The 19,119-nt window shown below is 73.9% G+C and carries 17 protein-coding genes; 11 read left to right on the top strand and 6 right to left on the bottom strand.

Annotated features, from left to right (window positions below):
* Positions 1-34 precede the first annotated feature (34 nt).
* Positions 35-838, bottom strand: coding sequence for an inositol monophosphatase family protein (locus ACFY0D_RS14385; protein WP_390798636.1), 804 nt, complete (start codon positions 836-838; stop codon positions 35-37).
* Between the two features lie 11 nt (positions 839-849).
* Positions 850-2,004: a ferrochelatase gene (locus ACFY0D_RS14380; protein ID WP_390798635.1), complete on the bottom strand. Its 1,155-nt coding sequence runs from the start codon at positions 2,002-2,004 to the stop codon at positions 850-852.
* Positions 2,005-2,178: 174 nt separating this feature from the next.
* Between ACFY0D_RS14380 and ACFY0D_RS14375 the strand changes: the two genes are divergently transcribed.
* From ACFY0D_RS14375 to sepH, 4 genes are all read left to right on the top strand, one after another.
* Positions 2,179-3,435 carry an MFS transporter gene (locus ACFY0D_RS14375; RefSeq protein ID WP_390798634.1) on the top strand — a complete coding sequence of 419 codons (1,257 nt, stop codon included), beginning with the start codon at positions 2,179-2,181 and terminating at the stop codon, positions 3,433-3,435.
* Entirely contained in the window at positions 3,383-4,714 is a 1,332-nt protein-coding gene (locus tag ACFY0D_RS14370) for a D-arabinono-1,4-lactone oxidase (protein ID WP_390798633.1), read from the top strand. Before ACFY0D_RS14375 ends, ACFY0D_RS14370 begins: the two co-directional genes overlap by 53 nt.
* A gap of 85 nt (positions 4,715-4,799) precedes the next feature.
* Positions 4,800-5,096: a hypothetical protein gene (locus tag ACFY0D_RS14365; protein ID WP_390798632.1), complete on the top strand. Its 297-nt coding sequence runs from the start codon at positions 4,800-4,802 to the stop codon at positions 5,094-5,096.
* A 952-nt stretch (positions 5,097-6,048) separates the two neighbouring features.
* Positions 6,049-7,077, top strand: coding sequence for a septation protein SepH (gene sepH / locus ACFY0D_RS14360; protein WP_390798631.1), 1,029 nt, complete (start codon positions 6,049-6,051; stop codon positions 7,075-7,077).
* Positions 7,078-7,138: 61 nt separating this feature from the next.
* On the opposite strand, the gene ACFY0D_RS14355 is transcribed toward sepH, so the two are convergent.
* Positions 7,139-7,984, bottom strand: coding sequence for a sulfurtransferase (locus tag ACFY0D_RS14355; protein ID WP_390798630.1), 846 nt, complete (start codon positions 7,982-7,984; stop codon positions 7,139-7,141).
* A gap of 176 nt (positions 7,985-8,160) precedes the next feature.
* Here ACFY0D_RS14355 and ACFY0D_RS14350 point away from each other — a divergent pair, with 176 nt between their 5' ends.
* Positions 8,161-8,946, top strand: a complete 786-nt coding sequence (locus tag ACFY0D_RS14350; RefSeq protein ID WP_390798629.1) for a VOC family protein — start codon at positions 8,161-8,163, stop codon at positions 8,944-8,946.
* A gap of 2 nt (positions 8,947-8,948) precedes the next feature.
* On the opposite strand, the gene ACFY0D_RS14345 is transcribed toward ACFY0D_RS14350, so the two are convergent.
* Positions 8,949-10,208: an MFS transporter gene (locus ACFY0D_RS14345; protein WP_390798628.1), complete on the bottom strand. Its 1,260-nt coding sequence runs from the start codon at positions 10,206-10,208 to the stop codon at positions 8,949-8,951.
* Between the two features lie 160 nt (positions 10,209-10,368).
* Between ACFY0D_RS14345 and ACFY0D_RS14340 the strand changes: the two genes are divergently transcribed.
* Genes ACFY0D_RS14340 through ACFY0D_RS14315 form a run of 6 tightly spaced genes read left to right on the top strand, consistent with a single transcriptional unit; the run spans position 10,369 to position 16,181 of the window.
* Positions 10,369-11,397: an ABC transporter substrate-binding protein gene (locus ACFY0D_RS14340; RefSeq protein WP_390798627.1), complete on the top strand. Its 1,029-nt coding sequence runs from the start codon at positions 10,369-10,371 to the stop codon at positions 11,395-11,397.
* A complete protein-coding gene (locus tag ACFY0D_RS14335; protein ID WP_390798626.1) occupies positions 11,387-12,508 on the top strand; it encodes a FecCD family ABC transporter permease in 1,122 nt (373 codons plus the stop codon). The genes ACFY0D_RS14340 and ACFY0D_RS14335 overlap by 11 nt, the downstream gene beginning before the upstream one ends.
* Positions 12,505-13,329 (top strand): ABC transporter ATP-binding protein, encoded by an 825-nt coding sequence (locus ACFY0D_RS14330; protein ID WP_390798625.1) that lies wholly within the window; start codon positions 12,505-12,507, stop codon positions 13,327-13,329. The genes ACFY0D_RS14335 and ACFY0D_RS14330 overlap by 4 nt, the downstream gene beginning before the upstream one ends.
* Entirely contained in the window at positions 13,326-14,183 is an 858-nt protein-coding gene (locus tag ACFY0D_RS14325) for a Rossmann-like domain-containing protein (RefSeq protein ID WP_390798624.1), read from the top strand. The genes ACFY0D_RS14330 and ACFY0D_RS14325 overlap by 4 nt, the downstream gene beginning before the upstream one ends.
* The gene (locus tag ACFY0D_RS14320; protein WP_390798623.1) at positions 14,180-15,250 is read left to right on the top strand and encodes a GHMP kinase; all 1,071 of its coding nucleotides are present in this window, start codon (positions 14,180-14,182) and stop codon (positions 15,248-15,250) included. The genes ACFY0D_RS14325 and ACFY0D_RS14320 overlap by 4 nt, the downstream gene beginning before the upstream one ends.
* Entirely contained in the window at positions 15,171-16,181 is a 1,011-nt protein-coding gene (locus ACFY0D_RS14315; protein WP_390798622.1) for a pyridoxal-phosphate dependent enzyme, read from the top strand. The genes ACFY0D_RS14320 and ACFY0D_RS14315 overlap by 80 nt, the downstream gene beginning before the upstream one ends.
* Positions 16,182-16,430: 249 nt before the next feature.
* Here ACFY0D_RS14315 and ACFY0D_RS14310 read toward each other — a convergent pair whose 3' ends face one another.
* Complete coding sequence (locus tag ACFY0D_RS14310; RefSeq protein ID WP_390798621.1) at positions 16,431-17,543, bottom strand: M20 family metallopeptidase; 1,113 nt, start codon at positions 17,541-17,543, stop codon at positions 16,431-16,433.
* Positions 17,544-17,608: 65 nt separating this feature from the next.
* Entirely contained in the window at positions 17,609-19,090 is a 1,482-nt protein-coding gene (locus ACFY0D_RS14305) for a UDP-N-acetylmuramoyl-L-alanyl-D-glutamate--2,6-diaminopimelate ligase (RefSeq protein ID WP_390798620.1), read from the bottom strand.
* Positions 19,091-19,119: the final 29 nt, after the last annotated feature.

Genomic DNA, 19,119 nt, shown 5'->3' with positions numbered 1-19,119 from the left:
GACGCCCGAACGGGCGCCCGGGGTCCACGTGCGTTCAGTCGTGCCAGGCTCCCGACTCCTCCAGCAGCGGCTGCAGCGAGGCGAACACGGCCGGTGTGGCGGCCAGGGTCAGCTCGCCCGAGGCACGCTCGCCCGGACGGCCCCCGGTCACGGCCCCGGCCTCCCGGGCGATCAGGTCACCGGCGGCCAGGTCCCAGGGGTTGAGTCCCCGCTCGTAGTACCCGTCCAGCCGACCGGCGGCCACGTCGCACAGGTCCAGCGCCGCCGACCCGCCGCGCCGGATGTCCCGCACCAGCGGGATGATCCGCGCCGCGACCTCGGCCTGGTGGGCCCGCCGGGTCTGCACGTACGCGAAACCGGTCCCGAGCAGTGCCTGGTCCAGCGGCGCCGCCGGCCGGCAGGCGAGGCGCGTCGTACCCAGCCACGCCCCGCCGCCGAGCACCGCGTGGTAGGTCTCCCCGCGCATCGGGGCCGCCACGACGCCCACCACGCTCTCGCCGCCGTACTCGGCCGCGATGGACACGCCCCAGCTCGGAAGCCCGTAGAGGTAGTTCACGGTGCCGTCGAGCGGGTCGACGACCCAGCGCACCCCGCTCGTCCCCGGGGTGTCCGCGCCCTCCTCGCCCAGCAGCCCGTCCTCGGGCCGCCGCTCGGCGAGGATGCCGGTGATCAGCTTCTCCGCCGCGATGTCCATCTCGGTCACCACGTCGATCGGGCTGGTCTTGGTCGCCGCCACCGCCAGATCGGCCGGGCGGCCGTCGCGCAGCAGAGCCCCTGCCTGCCGGGCGGCCTCCAGGCCCACGTCCAGCAGTTCGGCCTTCAGCTCGTCAGAGATCACGGTCCCACTTCCTACGCGTACGGACTGTCCACGCCCGCGGCCGCCGGCCGGGGGCCCCGCGCCGGGCAGCAGCCCACCGCGCACAGGTCATGACTCTGGCCCAGCGTGCCGACCCAGCACTCCGCGGCCGGCTCCCCGCGCTCCTTGGCGGCCCGCTCCAGCACCAGCTCCCGTACGGCCCCGGCGAAGCGCGGATCGGCGCCGACGGTCGCGGACCGCCGCACGGGCAGGCCCAGCTCGGCCGCCTTGGCGGTGGCCTCGGTGTCCAGGTCGTAGAGGACTTCCATGTGGTCGGAGACGAAGCCGATGGGCACCATGACGACGGCGGGTGCACCGGCCGCGTGCAGGGCCTCCAGGTGGTCGCAGATGTCCGGCTCCAGCCACGGGATGTGCGGGGCGCCGCTGCGGGACTGGTAGACGAGCTCCCAGGTGTGCGCGACCCCGGTCCGGGCGGCGACCTCGTCCGCGATCACCCGGGCGACGTCGAGGTGCTGCTTGACGTACGCCCCGCCCTCGCCGTCCTCGGTGTGGTCCGGGGCGGGGCCGGAGGTGTCCGCGGCGGCGATCGGGATGGAGTGGGTGGTGAAGGCGAGGTGGGCGCCGGAGCGCACCTCCTCGGGCAGCGCGGCCAGCGAGGCCACCACCCCGTCGATCATGGGCTCCACGAAGCCGGGGTGGTTGAAGTAGTGGCGCAGCTTGTCGACCCGCGGCAGCTCCACGCCCTCCTCGGCGAGCGCGGCCAGCGCGTCGGCGAGGTTCTCGCGGTACTGGCGGCAGCCCGAGTACGAGGCGTACGCGCTGGTCGCGAGCACCGCGATGCGGCGGCGCCCGTCGGCGGCCATCTCCCGCATCACGTCGGTCAGGTACGGGGCCCAGTTCCGGTTGCCCCAGTAGACCGGCAGGTCCAGCCCGTGCCCCGCGAAGTCCTTGCGCAGCGCGTCCAGCAGCTCGCGGTTCTGCCCGTTGATCGGGCTGACCCCGCCGAACCCGAAGTAGTGCTGCCCGACCTCCTTGAGCCGCTCGCGCGGGATACCGCGCCCGCGCGTGACGTTCTCCAGGAAGGGCACGACGTCGTCGGGTCCCTCCGGGCCGCCGAAGGACAGCAGCAGGAGGGCGTCGTAAGGGGCGGCGGAGCCGCCGTCGGGGGCACGGAGCTGGTCTGACATGCCTCGAATCCTGCCACCCGGCGTCCGTGCCCGGGCAACGGACCCGGCCCGTCCCACACCTCGGACAGCAGGTAAGGTCACCCTAACTTCCTGTCGGTATTCTCCCCCTGCGGGCGCCTTGTCGGCAGACGTAACCTGTCTGAGCCAACCACGTCCCTTACGGAGGGCACCACCTTGCCCAGTCCCTACCGCGCGATATTCGCGACCCCCGGCACGAAGGGGTTCACAGCCGCCGGCCTCCTGGGCCGGATGCCGCTGTCCATGGTGGGCATCGGTGTCCTCACGATGATCACCGAGCTGGGCGGCAGCTACGCCCTCGCCGGCGGCATCACCGCCACCATCGCCCTGTCCGCGGCGGCCGTGGGCCCCCAGGTGTCCCGGCTGGTCGACCAGCACGGACAGCGGCGGGTGCTGCGCCCGGCCACGCTGACCGCGGCCGCCGCGGTGACCGGCCTGCTGGTCGCGGCGGCGAACGGCTGGCCGAGCTGGACGCTCTTCGTCTTCGCCGTCGTCGCCGGGTGCGTGCCCAGCGTCGGATCGATGGTCCGGGCCCGCTGGACGGCCCTCTTCCGCGACACCCCGCAGCTGCACACGGCCTACTCGTTCGAGTCCATCGTCGACGAGCTCTGCTTCATCGTGGGCCCGCCGCTGGCCGCGACGCTCTCGGCCGGCTGGTTCCCCGAGGCCGGCCCGGTGGTCGCCCTCGTCTTCCTGCTGACGGGCGTGTGGTGGCTGACGGCGCTGACCGCCACCGAGCCGAAGCCGCATCCGCACGAGGAGCACACGGACCGGTCCTCGGCGCTGCGCTCCCCCGGCCTGCAGGTGCTGGTGGCGACCTTCGTCGCGACCGGCGCGATCTTCGGCTCCGTGGACGTGGCCACCCTGGCGTTCGCCGCGGAGCACGGCAACAAGTCCCTCGGCGGGGTGTTCCTGGCGGTCTGGGCGTTCGGATCCTGCCTGGCCGGCATCGTCTTCGGCCTGCTGCACTTCAAAGGCAGGGCCGAACCTCGCTGGATCCTGGGCATCAGTGCGATGGCCGTGAGTATGATCCCCCTCCTACTGGCCGGGAACCTTCCGTTTCTGGCCGTGGCGCTCTTCGTCTCGGGCCTCGCCATCGCTCCCACGATGATCACCACGATGGCCCTGATCGAGGCGCACGTGCCACACGCGAAGCTGACCGAGGGCATGACCTGGATCAGCACCGGCCTCGCGGTCGGAATCGCGCTCGGGTCCTCCGTGACCGGCTGGGTCGTCGACGCAGCGGGTGCGCAGACCGGGTACGTCGTCTCCGTCTCGGCGGGAGTGGCCGCGGCGGCGGTTGCGTTCGCGGGATACCGCCGGCTGAAGAGGCCGGCGCAAGGGGAGGAGCCAGCAACCGATGGGGACGGCGACAGCACGGCAGCGCAGCACGGAACGGACCGCGTGGCATAACTGGGCGGGCAACATCACCGCCACACCGGCCCGCACGGTGACACCGGCTTCGGTCGGCGAGCTCCAGGAGACGGTCCGCCGGGCCGCCGAAGAAGGGCTGCGGGTGAAGGCGGTCGGCACCGGCCACTCCTTCACCGCAGCCGCGGCGACCGACGGGGTGCTGGTCCGCCCGCAGGCCCTGGCCGGGATCCGGTCGATCGACCGAGCGGCCGGGACCGTCACGGTGGCGGCGGGCACGGTCCTCAAGGACCTCAACGTGGCCCTGGCCCGGGAGGGCCTGTCGCTCACCAACATGGGCGACATCATGGAGCAGACGGTCTCCGGCGCCACCAGCACCGGCACCCACGGCACGGGCCGCGACTCGGCCTCCATCGCCGCCCAGATCCGCGGCCTGGAACTGGTCACCGCCGACGGCCGGCTGCTGGCCTGCTCCGAGAAGGAGAATCCCGAGGTCTTCGCGGCGGCCCGGCTCGGCATCGGCGCGCTCGGCATCGTCACCGCGATCACCTTCGCCGTCGAGCCGGTCTTCTTCCTGACCGCGCGGGAGGAGCCGATGGGCTTCGACCGGGTGACGGCGGAGTTCGAGGAGCACTTCGCGGAGAACGAGCACTTCGAGTTCTACTGGTTCCCGCACACCGGCAACTGCAACACCAAGCGGAACAACCGCAGCCAGGGCCCCGCCGCCCCGCCCGGACCGGTGAGCGCCTGGATCGAGGACGAGTTGCTCTCCAACGGCCTCTTCCAGGCCGTCAACTCGCTGGGCCGCGCGGTCCCGGCCACCATCCCCTCCATCGCCCGCGTGGCCAGCCGGGCCCTGTCGGCGCGCACGTACACGGACATCCCGTACAAGGTGTTCACCAGTCCGCGCCGGGTGCGCTTCGTGGAGATGGAGTACGCCCTCCCGCGCGAGCAGGTGGTCGAGGCGTTGCGGGAGCTGCGGGCGATGGTCGACCGTTCCGGGCTGCGGATCAGTTTCCCCGTGGAGGTGCGGACGGCTCCGGCGGACGACATCACGCTGTCGACGGCCTCCGGGCGCGAAACGGCTTACATCGCGGTGCACATGTACAAGAACACCCCGTACCAGGCCTACTTCACCGCGGCCGAGCGCATCTTCACGGCGCACGGCGGGCGTCCGCACTGGGGCAAGGTGCACACGCGGGACGCGGCGTACTTCGCGGAGGTCTACCCGCGGTTCGGCGAGTTCACCGCGCTGCGCGACCGCCTCGACCCGGACCGGGTCTTCGGCAACGACTACCTGCGGCGCGTCCTGGGGGACTGAGCCGCTCCGGGGTCAGGGCGCGCTCTGCCGCGCGGCCGGCGGCGACGCGTCCGGGCCGGCCGGCGGGGCGGACGGAGCCGGCGGAGTGGGGGCCGGGGACGAGCTCGGGGCCTCCTTCGACGGGGAGGCACTGGGCGCCGGGTCCGCCGATGCCCCGGGGCTCCCGGAGCCGGAGGGGCTGGGTGCGGGGCTCGGGCTCCGGCCGCCGGACGACGGCGAGGGGCTCGGAGAGGTCCCGGACCCGGGGCCGCGCCCGCCCTTCTCCTCGCCGCCCGGCTCCTCCCGGGGCGGGGCGGGCCGGTCCTGGCCCGCCTTGCGGGTGCCGCCGGAGAAGAGCGTGCCGCCGCCGCTGCTGACGGAGGTGCCGGCCATCGCCTCGTAGGTGCCGAGGCCGCCGACGGCGATGACGAAGGCCGCGCCGGAGGCGACCGCGGTGCGCTTCCAGCCCGTACCCGGGTGCCGTGCACGGTGGCCTCGCCGAACTCCTCCGCGGCGGCCCCCGTGGCCGTGGTGTCCGCGCCCGCCGACTCCGCGCGGGGCGGGGGCACCTGACGGGCCCTGGGCCGGGCGCTCCCGCGCAGCTGGTCGCCGGTGCGCCGGAAGAGGTGCTGGATGACGGGCCCGCCCGCGGTGGCGACCACGCTGACCACACCGGCTCCGAGGATGGTCCCGTAGACGCCCATCTTCGAGGCGAGCAGGGCGGCGGCGACGGTGGCGAGGGAGGAACCGGCGACCTGGGCCGCGCTCAGGTCGAGCTTCTTCTCCTCCGGTTCGTCCCCGACGTCCCGCGTCGCCTTCTGACCCATCGCCATCCCCGGTGTGTCCTGCCTCTCGCGCTTCTCCTCTTCCAGGAGTTACCGACCGCTGAGCGAAGCAGATAGTTCCGTTTCTGGTGATTATGTGAAGCAAGACACCCGAAAACGGACCACGGGTGCAGGTCGGACCCGATCGAAGGCACGCCAACTCCCGCCGTCCGGGGAAAGTTCGGCGGCGCGGCGGTCCACCCAGGTGGCCCGAATGGAGTACTGTGGCGAGCCCTGGGGCCGTCCTTCCTTTCGGATGTCCGGACTCGGGAGAGGGGGCCGACGGATGGAACACGGCACTCAAAGACCGGTGATGCCGCGGTATTGCACGGGCGCCTGCTGCGCACAGTAACCGTTCGGTCACTGTGCGTGCCCAACAGGTAACCGTGCCATAACGGCGATCAAGGGCGCATGCCCGACACGCCGGTTTAACTCGGCAAGGTTGTGGCAGGCTGCACCCGGGCAGGCCACACTCGACTAGCGGAAGCAGCGACGCACGTGACGTCGGCAGGCACCACCCGGGAGGTCCCCATGCCCGAACTGCGTGTCGTGGCCGTCTCAAATGACGGCACACGACTGGTGCTCAAGGCTGCGGACAGCACGGAGTACACGCTTCCGATCGACGAGCGGCTCCGCGCGGCCGTCCGCAACGATCGCGCGCGCCTGAACCAGATCGAGATCGAGGTGGAGAGCCACCTCCGCCCCCGCGACATCCAGGCCCGCATACGGGCCGGTGCCTCCGCGGAGGAGGTCGCCCAACTCGCCGGCATCCCCGTCGACCGCGTACGCCGCTTCGAGGGACCGGTGCTCGCCGAGCGTGCGTTCATGGCCGAGCGCGCCCGCAAGACCCCCGTACGCCGTCCCGGCGAGAACGCCGGTCCGCAGCTCGGCGAGGCCGTGCAGGAGCGGCTGACCCTGCGCGGGGCCGAGAAGGAATCCGTCCAGTGGGACTCCTGGCGCCGCGACGACGGCACCTGGGAGGTCCTGCTCGTCTACCGGGTCGCGGGCGAGCCGCACTCGGCGAGCTGGACCTACGATCCGCCGCGCCGGCTGGTCGTGGCCGTGGACGACGAGGCCCGCTCCCTGATCGGCGAGTCGGAGGACCTGCCGGCGGCGCCGGAGCCGAGCTTCCCCTTCGTACCGCGGATCGCGCGCCTGCCCCGCGACCGGCCGCTGGACCGCGCCCTGGACCGGCAGCTGGAGCGGGCCGACAGCAGGCCCGCGCCCGCACCGGAACCGGAGGAGGAACGGGACACTCTCACCAGCCTGCTGGAGGCCGTCCCGAGCTTCCGCGGCGACATGGTGGTCCCGGACCGCACCGAGACCCCGGACGACAGCGAACCGGAGGCGGAGGAGCCGCCGGCCCCCGCCGCCTCGGCGGGCGCGGGCGCCGCGTACGCCGATGTCCTGATGCCGCGCACGGTGGCGGGCCACCGGGACCGCCTGACGGGCACCACCGACCGCCAGGCCGAGGCCGACGGGGTCCGCCCCGGGCGCCGTGCGGCGGTGCCCAGCTGGGACGAGATCGTCTTCGGCACCCGCCGCAAGAAGCAGGAGTAGGAACAGGAGCAGGAGTAACCGCCGCCGGGTCCTGCCCGGCGGCGGCTACGGTCCTGTCCGCCTACTGAGGGTCCGGGCCCGTGGCCACCGGGCGGGCCGGGTCGCCGGACCATTCGGACCAACTGCCCGCGTAGAGGTCGGACTCGATGCCGGCCACTTCCAGGGCGAGTACCTCATGCGCTCCGGAGACCCCAGAGCCGCAGTAGACGCCCACGGCCGTCCCCTCGGAGGCACCGAGCGCCTCGAACCGGGCGCGCAGGGCGTCCGCCGGCAGGAACCGCCCGTCCGGGCCCACGTTCTCCGTGGTCGGGGCCGACAGCGCGCCCGGGATGTGGCCGCCGACCGGGTCGATCGGTTCGACCTCGCCCCGGTAGCGCTCCCCCGCACGGGCGTCCAGGAGGACCCCCGCACGCGCGCGCAGGGCCGCCGCGTCCGCGTCCAGCAGCCCGACCGCACCCGGAGTTGGCTTGAAATCGCCCTCCGTAGGAGTCACCCGGTCGGCCGTCACCGTACCCGCGGCGGCCGTCCAGGCGGCCAAGCCGCCGTCCAGGACCCGCACGTTCGGGTGACCCGTCCAGCGCAGCAACCACCACGCGCGGGCCGCCGCCCAGCCCAGTCCGCCGTCGTACACAACGACGGGTCCGTCCGCCGGGACGCCCGCCCGCCGCATCGCCTCCCCGAAGACCTCCGGGTCCGGCAGCGGGTGGCGGCCGCCCGGCCCGGGCGGACCTGCCAGTTCGCGGTCGAGGTCGACGTACACCGCTCCGGGCAGGTGTCCTGCCTCGTAGGCGGGCCGCTGGTCGGGGCCGCCGAGCTGCCAGCGGACGTCCAGCAGCACCGGCGGGCGGGGGCCCGCCAGCTCGTTCCTCAGTTCGGCGGCGGCGAGGATCGCAGATTTCGCAGTCATGCCGGCCATCTTCCTCCCCGCCCGGCACCGGCGTAACAAGCCCGTCATCGGCGGGCCGAACCGATCCGGTCAACTCCGTGCCAGGCCCCCTCGATGCGGCGCGGTCGGGGCGCGCCGAGTCGCCGGGAGTGGAAGCATCAGCACCGGTAAGCGCCACGACGGAGGAGACGGCTGACATGACCGAGGCAGCGGAAGCAACCCGGCGCACGCCCGGTACCCCGTGCTGGGTGAGCCTCATGGTGCACGGGCTCGGGACCACCGAGGACTTCTACGCCGACCTGTTCGGCTGGGAGTACGAGCCGGGACCCGAGCAGCTCGGCCCGTACGTCCGCGCGGTGCTGGACGGCCACGAGGTGGCCGGGATCGGCGAGATGCCGCCGGACCGGCATCTTCCGGTGGCCTGGACGACGTACCTCGCCACGGACGACGCGGACGCGACCGCCGAGTCGGTCCGCGCCTGCGGCGGCACGGTCGCCGTGGGTCCGCTGGACGCCGGGATCGCGGGGCGGGTGGCGATCTGCTCCGACCCGCTGGGCGCCATCTTCGGGCTGTGGCAGGCGCAGAGCCGCATGGGCACCCGGCCGTACCGCGGGCCCGGCACCCCCGTGTGGAACGAGCTGGTCACCCAGGACACCTCGACGGTCGGGAAGTTCTACGAGCACGTCTTCGGCCACGAGGCGCAGACGCACGCCACGGCCTCCGACGACTTCGACTACCTGACCCTGCTCCTGGAGGGGCACCCCGTGGCCGCCGTGCACGGCGTCGGCCGCTCGCTGCCGCACGACCGGGGCCCGCACTGGATGGCGTACTTCGAGGTGGAGGACACCGACCTGGCGGCCGCGCGGGTCGTCGAGCTCGGCGGGCGCGTCGTCGACCCGCCCCGTGAGGGCCCGCGCGGGCGGCAGGCCACGGTCGCGGACCCGGAGGGCGCGGTCTTCGCCCTCGTGTGCTCCCGGCGCTGAGCTCAGTTGGCCCCCGGCTCCGGAGTCCGCCCGAAGTGCCGGGCGGTGGGCACGAGGGCGGCCGCGGCGGGTACCAGGAAGCAGGCCGCGGCGCACACGGCGAGGACCGGGGTGACGCCGAAGGTGTCGATGGCCGGGGCGATGAGGGCGAGGCCCACCGGGGCGAGGCCGTAGGACAGGAGGAAGTCCAGCGAGGAGACGCGGGCGAGCTTGTCCGGGGCGACCTCGCGCTGGGTGGCCGTGAACCAGGGCACGTTGAACAGCTCGATCCCGATTCCGGCCACGACGTAGGCCGCGATCACCACGGCCGGGTGGACCGGCAGCATCAGGCTCAGCGGCGCGAAGCCGTAGCAGGCCAGGCCGGCGAAGGCGCTCCAGCCCTGGGAGCGGGGCCGCCGACGGGCGGTGACCAGGGCGCCGCCGAGGGCGCCCACGGTGTAGGCGGTCATGGCCGCGGCCATGACCCACCCGGTGCCGTAGCGGTCGCGGCTGACGAGGGGCAGGGCGACGCTGGTGGCGGAGTAGCCCAGCGCGATCACGGCGGTCAGGGCGCCGAGTCCGGCGAGGAACCAGGGGTGGCGGCGGGCCTCGCGTATGCCGTCGACGAACTCGGCGCGCAGTGATGCGCGCGGGGCGGGGGCCGCCGGTCCGGCGGCCGGGGCGCCGCGGCCCGGCAGGAGGGCGGCGACCAGCCAGAGCAGGCCGATCCCCAGCAGCAGTGTCCCCACGTCGACGAACGCCGCCAGCAGCGCCGTCAGGGCGGGGCCCGCGAGGGTGGAGGTCCGTACCGCCATGGTCATGGCGGCATTGGCCTGCTGCCTGCGGTCGGCGGCGACGACCTCGGCGGTGAGCGCCTGGAAGGCGGGACGGCAGGCCCCCTGGCCCGCGCCCGCGAGGGCGGCGGCCAGGGTCATCACCAGCAGCGACCGGCCGAGGCCGAGGGCGAGGAGCGGGGCGGCGGACGCGGCCGCGAGGGCGGACCAGAGCACGACGGCCCGGCGCGCATGACGGTCGGCCAGCACCCCGCCGACGGCGACGGCGACGAGGAAGCCGGCGGTGCGGGCCGCGAGGACCAGGCCCAGGCCGGCCGCGCCGAGTTCCCGGTGCAGGACGGCGAGACCCAGGACGAAGGGCAGCGCCCAGGTCGCGAGTCCGGAGGCGGTGGTGCCCGCCCACAGGCGCAGGAAGGCGGTGTCGCGCAGGACGGAACGCACGGGCGGCGGGCCGGTCTTGGGCGTCGCGGGCGCGGGTGTGGTCGACACGGTGTGGTGCTCCTCGTTCGTCGGCAGGGTGCGGGGCGCGGCTCGGCGAACCTCGACCCGGGGGTGTTAATGAAAACGATAACCATTACAGTACCCTTCGAACGCGGCACTCCTGCCCGGTGCACGACCACGCCCACGCTCTTCCCAGACCGGAGAACCCATGCGCCACCGCACCCGGATCGGCATCCCCCTCGCACTCGCCCTGGCCCTCGCCACCACGGGCTGCTCGACCACCACCGGCGACCACGCGCCCAAGGGCGAACCCGCCGCCCGGACGGCGGCACTCGGCAGTTGCGGGCGGCAGTTCTCCTTCGACCGGCCCCCGCAGCGCGCCGTCGCCCTGGACCAGACCTCGACCGAAACCCTGCTGGAACTGGGGCTCCAGGACCGGATGGCCGGGACCGCCAACCTCAAGACGAAGATCCCCGCGCAGTACCAGGACGCCTACGCCAAGGTCCCGGTCATCGCTCCCAAGATCGCCACCAGCGAGCAACTGCGCGCGGCCACACCCGACTTCGTGGTGGCCGGCTCCACCGACCTCTATACGAAGGACCGCGCCGGCACCCGCGAGGAGCTGGCCGCCCTGGGGGTCCCCACCTTCGTCAGCGCGGTGGACTGCCCGCAGCAGAACGAGGCCGGAAAGACACCCTTCGAACTGCTCTTCTCCGACTACGAGCAGCTCGGCAAGGTCTTCGGCGGCGAGGAACGGGCCGGCCGGCTCGTCCAGGAGCAGCGCGCCGCCGTCGCCAAGGCGGGCGAGAACGCCGCCGGGGCGACCGCCCGGGGCGGGAAGCAGCCCACCGTCGTCTACCTCTACTCGGTCTTCAACGGCATGCCCTACGTCGCCGGCCGGACCGGCCTGCCCAGCGAGATGAGCCGGATCGTCGGCGCGAAGAACGCCTTCGACGACGTGGCCGAGGACTGGCCGGAGGTCTCCTGGGAGGAAATCGCCCGGCGCGACCCGGACTTCATCGTGATCGGCGATCTGAGCGAGCGCGGCCGGCCCGGCGACAGCGCCGCCGAGAAGCGGGACGCGATGTCCGCGGACCCGGTGGTCTCCAAGCTGGCGGCGGTCCGCGAGAACAGGATCATCGAGGTGCCGGGCATCGAACTGGACCCCTCCGTACGCTCCGTGCACGCCCTGGGGCTGCTGGCGGCGGGGATGAAGGACCTCGGACATGTCCGCTGACCCGGGGGTGGTGGACCTGCTGCTGCCGGCCGCCCGTGAGGTCCGGGTGAGCGCGCCGTCCGCGCCGCCGCCGGCCGGGCGGTCCGGCGTACCGGCCCGGGCGGGGCTGTTCCTCGCCGGGGTGCTCGTCCTGTTCGCCTCGGTGGCGGCGGGCACCCGTATCGGCAGCGCCGACGTGGGATGGACCGACCTCGGCCGGGTGCTCGGGGCCCGGCTGGGCCTGGCCACCGAACCGCTGCCGCCGCTCCTGGACTCGCTCGTCTGGGACCTGCGGCTGCCGCGGGTCCTGATGGCGGCCCTGGTCGGCGCCTCGCTGGCGGTCTGCGGCACCGTGCTGCAGGCCGTCACCCGCAACGCCCTGGCCGACCCGTACCTGCTCGGCGTGTCCTCAGGGGCCTCGGCCGGGGCCGTCGCCGTGGCCGTGCTGCCCCTGCCCCTGTCCGGGCCGGCCGCCGCAACCCTCGGGATCACCGGCGGCGCCCTCGTCGGTGCCCTGCTCTCCTTCGGCCTGCTGCTGGCGCTGCTGCACCGGACGGGCCTGGACTCGGTCCGCATCGTCCTCACCGGAGTGGTCGTCGGACAGCTCTTCACCGCCCTGACCTCGCTCGTCCTGATGGCCTCGGCCGACGCCGACACCACGCGCGCCCTCACCCACTGGCTGCTGGGCTCGATGGCCCCGGCCCGCTGGGACGCCGTCGTGGTCTGCGCGCTCGTCACCCCGCTGGGGCTGGCGGCCGCCTGGCTGTGCGCGAACGCCCTCGACGGCCTCGCGTTCGGCGCGGACACCGCCGCCTCGCTGGGGATCGGCGTGAGGCGCACCCGGATGCTGCTGCTCGTGGTGACAGCCGTGCTGACCTCGGTGGCCGTGGCCACCGTCGGCGCCATCGGGTTCGTCGGGCTGATCGTCCCGCATGGGGTGCGCCTGCTGGCCGGTCCGCTGCACCGGGTGCTGCTCCCCCACGCGGCGCTCGCGGGCGCGGTGTTCCTGGTGTGGACCGACGCCCTGGCGCGGGTCGCCTTCGCGCCGCGCGAGATCCCGGTCGGCGTGATCACCGCGCTGCTCGGCGTACCGCTGTTCCTCCTCGTCCTGCGCAGGCGGGGGGAGCTGTGAGGATCACCGCCGAAGACCTGAGCTGGTCGGCCTCGGGCACGCCCGTCGTCCGCGGGGTGGGCCTGGACATCGCGCCGGGCGAGACGGTCGGACTGCTCGGCCCCAACGGCTCCGGCAAGTCCTCGCTGCTGCGCTGCCTGGCCGGGCTGCGCGCGCCCGACGCGGGCACGGTGCGCTACGACGGCCGGTCGATCCGGAAGTGGAGCGCCCGCCGGATCGCCCGCCACATCGCCTTCGTGGAGCAGGATTCCGGATTCGACACCGACCTGCGCGTCGCCGACGTCGTGGGACTGGGGCGGACCCCCTTCCGCGACCGCCTGCGCGGGCCGGACGCCACCGACCGGGCGGTGGTCGCCGCCGCGCTGGACCGCGTCGGTCTCACCGCGCTCGCCGGGCGCTCCTGGAAGGGCCTGTCGGGCGGCGAGCGGCAGCGCGCCCACATCGCCCGCGCGCTCGCCCAGCAACCGTACGGTCTGCTCCTCGACGAACCCACCAACCACCTGGACGTCAAGCACCAGTGGGAGCTGATGGAACTGCTCGCCGGCACCGGGCAGACGGTGCTGGTCGCACTGCACGACCTCACCCTGGCCGCCCGCCACTGCGACCGGCTGCTGCTCATGCACCAGGGACGCCTGATCGCCTCCGGCAGCCCCGCCGCCGTCCTCACCGCCGAGCACCTCGCCCGGATCTTCGAAGTCGACGCCGAACTGGCCACCGACGCCCTGGGTCGGTCCTCGGTGTCCTACCGCGGCCCCCTGCGCACCACCACGCCCGTACCCGTACCCGCGCCTCTTCCCGTACTGCGACAAGGAACGTCATGACGAGCCACCCGACCACCGCACCCGCACCCGCCCCCGCCCCCGCCCCCGCACCGACCGTCGATGCCCTCGTCGCGGCCGTACTGGCCGGTGAACACGGCCCGCTGCCCAGCGAACTCGTGGCGACCAGCGTGTTCTGGATCCACCACGGCACCCGGCTGGCCGGCGGCGACACCACCTACCTCAACCAGTACGTCCTGGTCCGTCTCGGCGGCTCCTTCGGCGGCTGCGCCTTCGAGGCCGGCGAGATCGACCCGGCGATCTGCCGCGACGCCTCGGGCGCCCCGCTCGACGTCCTGCTGCGCGAGGCTCCGCGCCCGCTGCGGATCGCCGCCCTCGACGCGTACCTGGCCGGGCAGCGTCCGCACCGCGACGCCGGAGCGGAGCCGCTCACCCTCCCCGCGGGCACCCCCGAAGTACGCGCCCGGGCCCGCGACGCGGCCATCGCGGGGCTGCTGGACATCGGCGCGGGCGCCCGGGTCGGCCTCATCGGCGTGGTGAACCCGCTGGTCACGGCGATCCGCGAGCGGGGCGGCGTACCGCTGCCGTGCGACTTCAACCTCAGGTCCACCCAGTGGGGCGATCCCGTCACCACCGACATGCACGAGGTGCTGGAGCGTGCCGACGCCGTCGTCGCCACCGGCATGACCCTCGGCAACGGCTCCTTCGACACCGTCCTGGAACGCTGCCGCGCCCGGGGCATCCCGCTGGTCGTCTACGCGCAGAGCGGCAGCGCGGTCGCCCGGGCCTTCCTCGGCTCCGGGGTGACCGCCGTGTCCGCGGAGCCCTTCCCCTTCTCCCAGTTCAGCGCCGACCCGACGATCCTGTACCGCTACCGCACGGCGGGACGGCCGTGATCGCGCCCACCGCGCGCCGCGGCGCCGGGCACGCCTCCTGTCACCACGGCGAGATCCTCCAGGGCGTCTTCCTCGACGCCACCGGGCGCCGGTGCGCCGGCCTGGTCACCCTGCCGATGACCGGGATGGGCAGCCGGGCCGAGTTCACCCGGCGTCCTGGTACCCCGCCGGAGCAGCTCACCGTCCTGCCGGGCGACCGTACGAAGGCCGCCCGCGCGGCGGCCCTCACCGTCGAGGAATGCGCGCCGCTGCGCCGGGAGCCGCCCTGCGGAGGGGAGTTGCGGATCACCGGCGACCTCCCGGTGGGCCTCGGCATGGGCAGCTCCACCAGTGATGTCATCGCCGTCGTGCGCGCGGTCGCGGACTCCTACGGGGTGCGGCTGGCCCCCGGCACCGTCGCCCGGCTGGCGGTGCGCGCCGAACTGGCCAGCGACCCGCTCATGCTCGACGCCCGCCCGGTGCTCTTCGCCCAGCGCGAGGGGCGGGTGCTGGAGGCCCTCGGTCCCTGCCTGCCGCCCCTCGTGGTCGTGGGCTGCGCCCTGGGCGGGGGTGCGCCCGTGGACACCCTCGCCCTGCCGGTCCGTACGTACGACGAGAGCGACGTGCGCGCCTTCGAGCGGCTGCGCACGCTGTTGCGGCGGGCCGTGGCCACGGGCGACGCCGCCCTGCTGGGCCAGGTCGCGAGCGCCAGCGCGCGGCGGGGCCAACAGCTGCTGCGCCACCCGGAGTTCGACACCCTCGTCGGCATCGGGCGGCGGCTCGGGGCCCTGGGGGTCCAGATCGCGCACAGCGGTGCGGTGGCCGGTCTGCTCCTCGACCCGGCGGCCCCGGGCCTGCGCCACCGGGTCCGTGGCTGCGTACGGGCCCTGGAGAGCAACGGCATCGCCGCGACCCGGGTCTTCACGACCTTCCCGCCCGTCCCGGCCTTCCCGCCCGCTCCGACCGTCCAGCCCGTCCAGCCCGTCCCGACGACCAAGGAGTTCCCGAGTGGACCAGCACATCGCGGAGGCCATCGGCCGGCCCGACCTGATACGCCTCGACGACCGGCTCGTCTGCCTGCGCTTTGAGAGCATGAAGGTGGTCTCCGCCCTCGCGGCGGTCCGCCACCTGCTCGACACGGGGGTGGTACGGCGCGGGGACACGCTGCTGGACAGCTCCAGCGGGATCTACGCGTACGCTCTCGCGCTGGCCTGCCACCGCCACGGGATGCGCTGTCACATCGTCGGCTCGACGACCGTCGATCACACGCTGTGCGCCCAACTGGCCGTGCTCGGGGCGACGCTGGAGCGGATGGAGCCCTGCGAGGACCTGAAGCTGGACCAGAAGCGGCGGGTCGAGCGCATCCACGAGATCCTCGCGGAGCACCCCGGGTACCACTGGATGCGGCAGTACCACGACGACATCCACTACCTGGGCTACCGGGCGGTGGCCGAGCGGATCCGGCGCTCGACGGGCGGGGGCGGCGCCCTGACCCTGGTCGGCGGGGTCGGCTCGGGCGCCTCCACCGGGGCCCTCGCCCGCTACCTCCGGGAGGACTCCCCCGACGTCGAACTCGTCGGTGTGCAGCCCTTCGGGAGCGTCACCTTCGGCGCCGAGCACGTCGCCGACCCCGAGATCATCATCGCCGGGATCGGCAGCTCCATCCCCTTCGGGAACGTCAGCCACGCGTCCTACGACACGCTCCACTGGATCTCCTTCGACGCCGCGCTGGCCGGCAGCGTGGATCTGTTGCGGCGGCACGCGGTCTTCGCCGGGCTCTCCACCGGGGCCGGCTACCTCGCCGCCCGCTGGGAACGGTCCCGGGCCCCGGAACGTACGGTCGTGTTCATCGCCGCGGACACCGGCCACCGGTACGTGGACAGCGTGTACGCCCGCCACGGCGAGGCCGCCGCCGTCGACTCCCTGACCCCGCACCAGGTCACGGCCCGGGCCGAACTCGCGCTCCCCTGGTCCCGGATGCGCTGGAACCGGGCCCCGGGCGGCCGGCCGCTGCGGTGACCCCCCGGAAGGCCGGCGGAGCACCCCGCTCCGCCGGCCTTCCGGCTCTGTGCCGCCCGTACGCGGACACGGAGGCGCCGCTGCGCGCGGCGTGGGCCGCCGCCCGCCGCAGGATGTCCTCGGGCCCGCGAGCCGCACTCGGGCCGATCTGCCGTCGCGCTGTCGGCCGTCCCCGGCATCGCAGGCCTCCGCGCCCTACGCCGCCTGACCGCGCCCCGCCCGTCGGTCAGCCGCACGTGCCGGGACGGGTCACCGGCCGATTCCGCCGTCGCGGATCGCGTTCACCAGTGCGGTGACGAGATGCGCCCGCTCCGCCATCGCGTCCACCACCAGGTACTCGTGGTCGGCATGAGCACCGCCGCCGACGGCTCCCAGGCCGTCGAGCGTAGGCACCCCCAACGCGCCCGTGAAGTTGCCGTCGCTGCCGCCACCCACCGCCCTGCCCTCGATGCCCGGCAGCAGTCGCCGCGCGATCTCGAACAGCTCCGCCGACGCCGACTCCGGCATCGGGGGCCGGCCCACGGCCCCCCGGACCACGATCTCCGCCTCGTCCAGATGCGGAGCCAGTGCCGCCATGGCCGACTCGACGCGTTCCTTCTCCAGGGCCGACTCGACCCGGACATCGACCAGCACCGTCGCCTCCGCCGGAACGACGTTGTCCGAGGTTCCCGCCGACGCCACGGTCGGCGTCACCGTCGTCCCCATCTCCGGCCGGCTCAGCGCCGCGATGTCCAGCACCTGGTACGCCGCCTCGACCAGCGCGTTCACCCCGGCCTCCGGCTCCAGCCCCGCATGGGCCGCCCGCCCCCTGACGAGCACCTCGAACGTGCCGCACCCCTTGCGACCCGTCTTCAGGCCCCCGCCGTCGGCCGCGCCCTCGAACACCAGCACCGCGCCGCAGGCACGGGCCCGCTCCTCGATCAGGGCCCGGGAGGAACCGGAACCGACCTCCTCGTCGGCGGTCACCAGAACCTCCACGCCCGACAGGTCGTCCAGCGCCGCCAGGCCGTGAATCGCCTGGACCAGACCGCCGAGCATGTCGAAGACCCCAGGGCCCGTCGCGTGCCCGCCCTCCACCCGGAAGGGGCGGCGCCCCAGCGTGCCGAGCGGGAAGACCGTGTCATGGTGACCGAGGATCAGCACCCGGGGATCACCTCCGCCCGACCAGTGCACGTGCGGCCCGGCCTGACTCGCCACCAGGACGGCCCGCCCACCCAGCCGGTTCTCGATGACCGCCGCCACGGCGTGGGCCGACGCGTTCAGGGCATCGAGGTCACGCGACGGGGACTCGACCTCGACGAGCGTACGCAAGTCTTCGAGCATCGCGTCAACACGCACAGCAGTGCTCTGGTACATCCTCATGCCCTCACGATACGGGGCACGCCCGGCGGGCCCCGGAAGCGCAGAAGCCTGGTTGCGCGCAGGGTCTAGGACTGGGCCAGTTCGCGCACGGTGGCCATGTCGCTGAAGGGGAGCAGCTCCTCGCCGACGATCTGGTGCGGTTCGCTGCCCTTGCCGGCGATCAGGACCGTGTCGTCGGGGCCCGCCGCGGACAGGGCGAACGCGATCGCCCGGCGGCGGTCGGCGTAGCGCCGGAAGGGGGTGCCGGTCGCCGTGAGGCCGGGCGAGACCTGGTCCAGGATGGCCTCGGGGTCCTCGTTGCGGGGGTTGTCCGAGGTCAGGACACAGAGGTCGGAATGGGTCCCGGCGATCTGGCCCATCTCGGCCCGTTTGGTGGTGTCGCGGTCCCCGCCGCAGCCGAAGACCGTGATCACCCGGCCGCGGGCGAAGCCCCGGATGGTGGTCAGGACCTTCTCCAGGGAGTCCGGCGAGTGGGCATAGTCCACGATCACGGAGGTGCCCAGCGGGGTCCGGAAGCGTTCCAGCCGGCCCGGGACCGGCGGCATCCGGTCGAGCGCGTCGACCAGGGGGCCCAGCTCGTGCCCCAGCACGTGGCAGGCCGCCACCGTGGCCAGCGCGTTGGCCACCGAGAACCGGCCGGGGACGGGGATCGAAGCCGGGTAGGCGCGTCCGGCGTGCTGGAGGGTGAACCGCGTGCCCGAGGCACTCACCTCAAGGTCGGTGGCCCGGTAGTCGGCCGGGCGGTCCAGGGCGTACGTGGTCACCGCACCCGGCATCATCGACACGATGGACGCGCCCACCGGATCGTCGGCGTTGACCACCGCACGCCGGCACAGGCCCTGGAAGAGCCGCAGCTTGGCGTCCCGGTAGTCCGCCATCGTCCCGTGGTCGTCCAGGTGGTCCTGCGTGAGGTTGGTGAAGACCCCGACGTCGATGAACGTACGGTCCACCCGGTGCGTCAGCAGCGCCATCGAGGTGGCCTCCAGCACCACGCCGGCGGCCCCGCGGTCGCGCATGTACCCCAACAGGTACTGCAGATCGGGAGATTCCGGCGTGGTCAGCACCGAGGGCGGCATGGGGATCGGCTCATCGCCGATCCTGCTGCCGGCGGTGCCGATCACCCCCACCCTGGCGCCCTCGGCGATCCGCAGGACGGACTCGACCATGTACGAGACGGAGGTCTTCCCGTTGGTGCCGGTGATCGCCACCATGTCCATCTGCCTCCCGGGCTCGCCGAAGTAGCGGGAGGTCACCACCGCGGCGGCCGTCCGCGTGTCGGGTACCCGGACGGCACAGGTGCCCGGGGGCCATACCGCGGCCGGCAGGGCGGGCTCACTGCCGTCGACGAGTACGGCGGCGGCGCCCCGGGCCAGGGCGGGCGAGACGGAGGCGGGGCCGCCCTCCCGGTGTCCGGGTACGGCGATGAAGAGCGAGCCCGGCATCACCCGGTCGGCGTCGAAGGTGGTTCCCGCGGTGATCAGCGTCGTGTCCGGATCACCCTGGAGGACGTGGTGCTCCTGCCCGGCCAGCAATTCGCTCAGCTTCACAATGATCCCTTCGAGGGGGCTCGGGCCCG

The sequence above is a fragment of the Streptomyces sp. NPDC001502 genome (genome assembly GCF_042894785.1).
Taxonomy (GTDB): Bacteria; Actinomycetota; Actinomycetes; order Streptomycetales; family Streptomycetaceae; genus Streptomyces; species Streptomyces kutzneri.
This window is presented reverse-complemented; position numbering and strand designations above follow the sequence as displayed.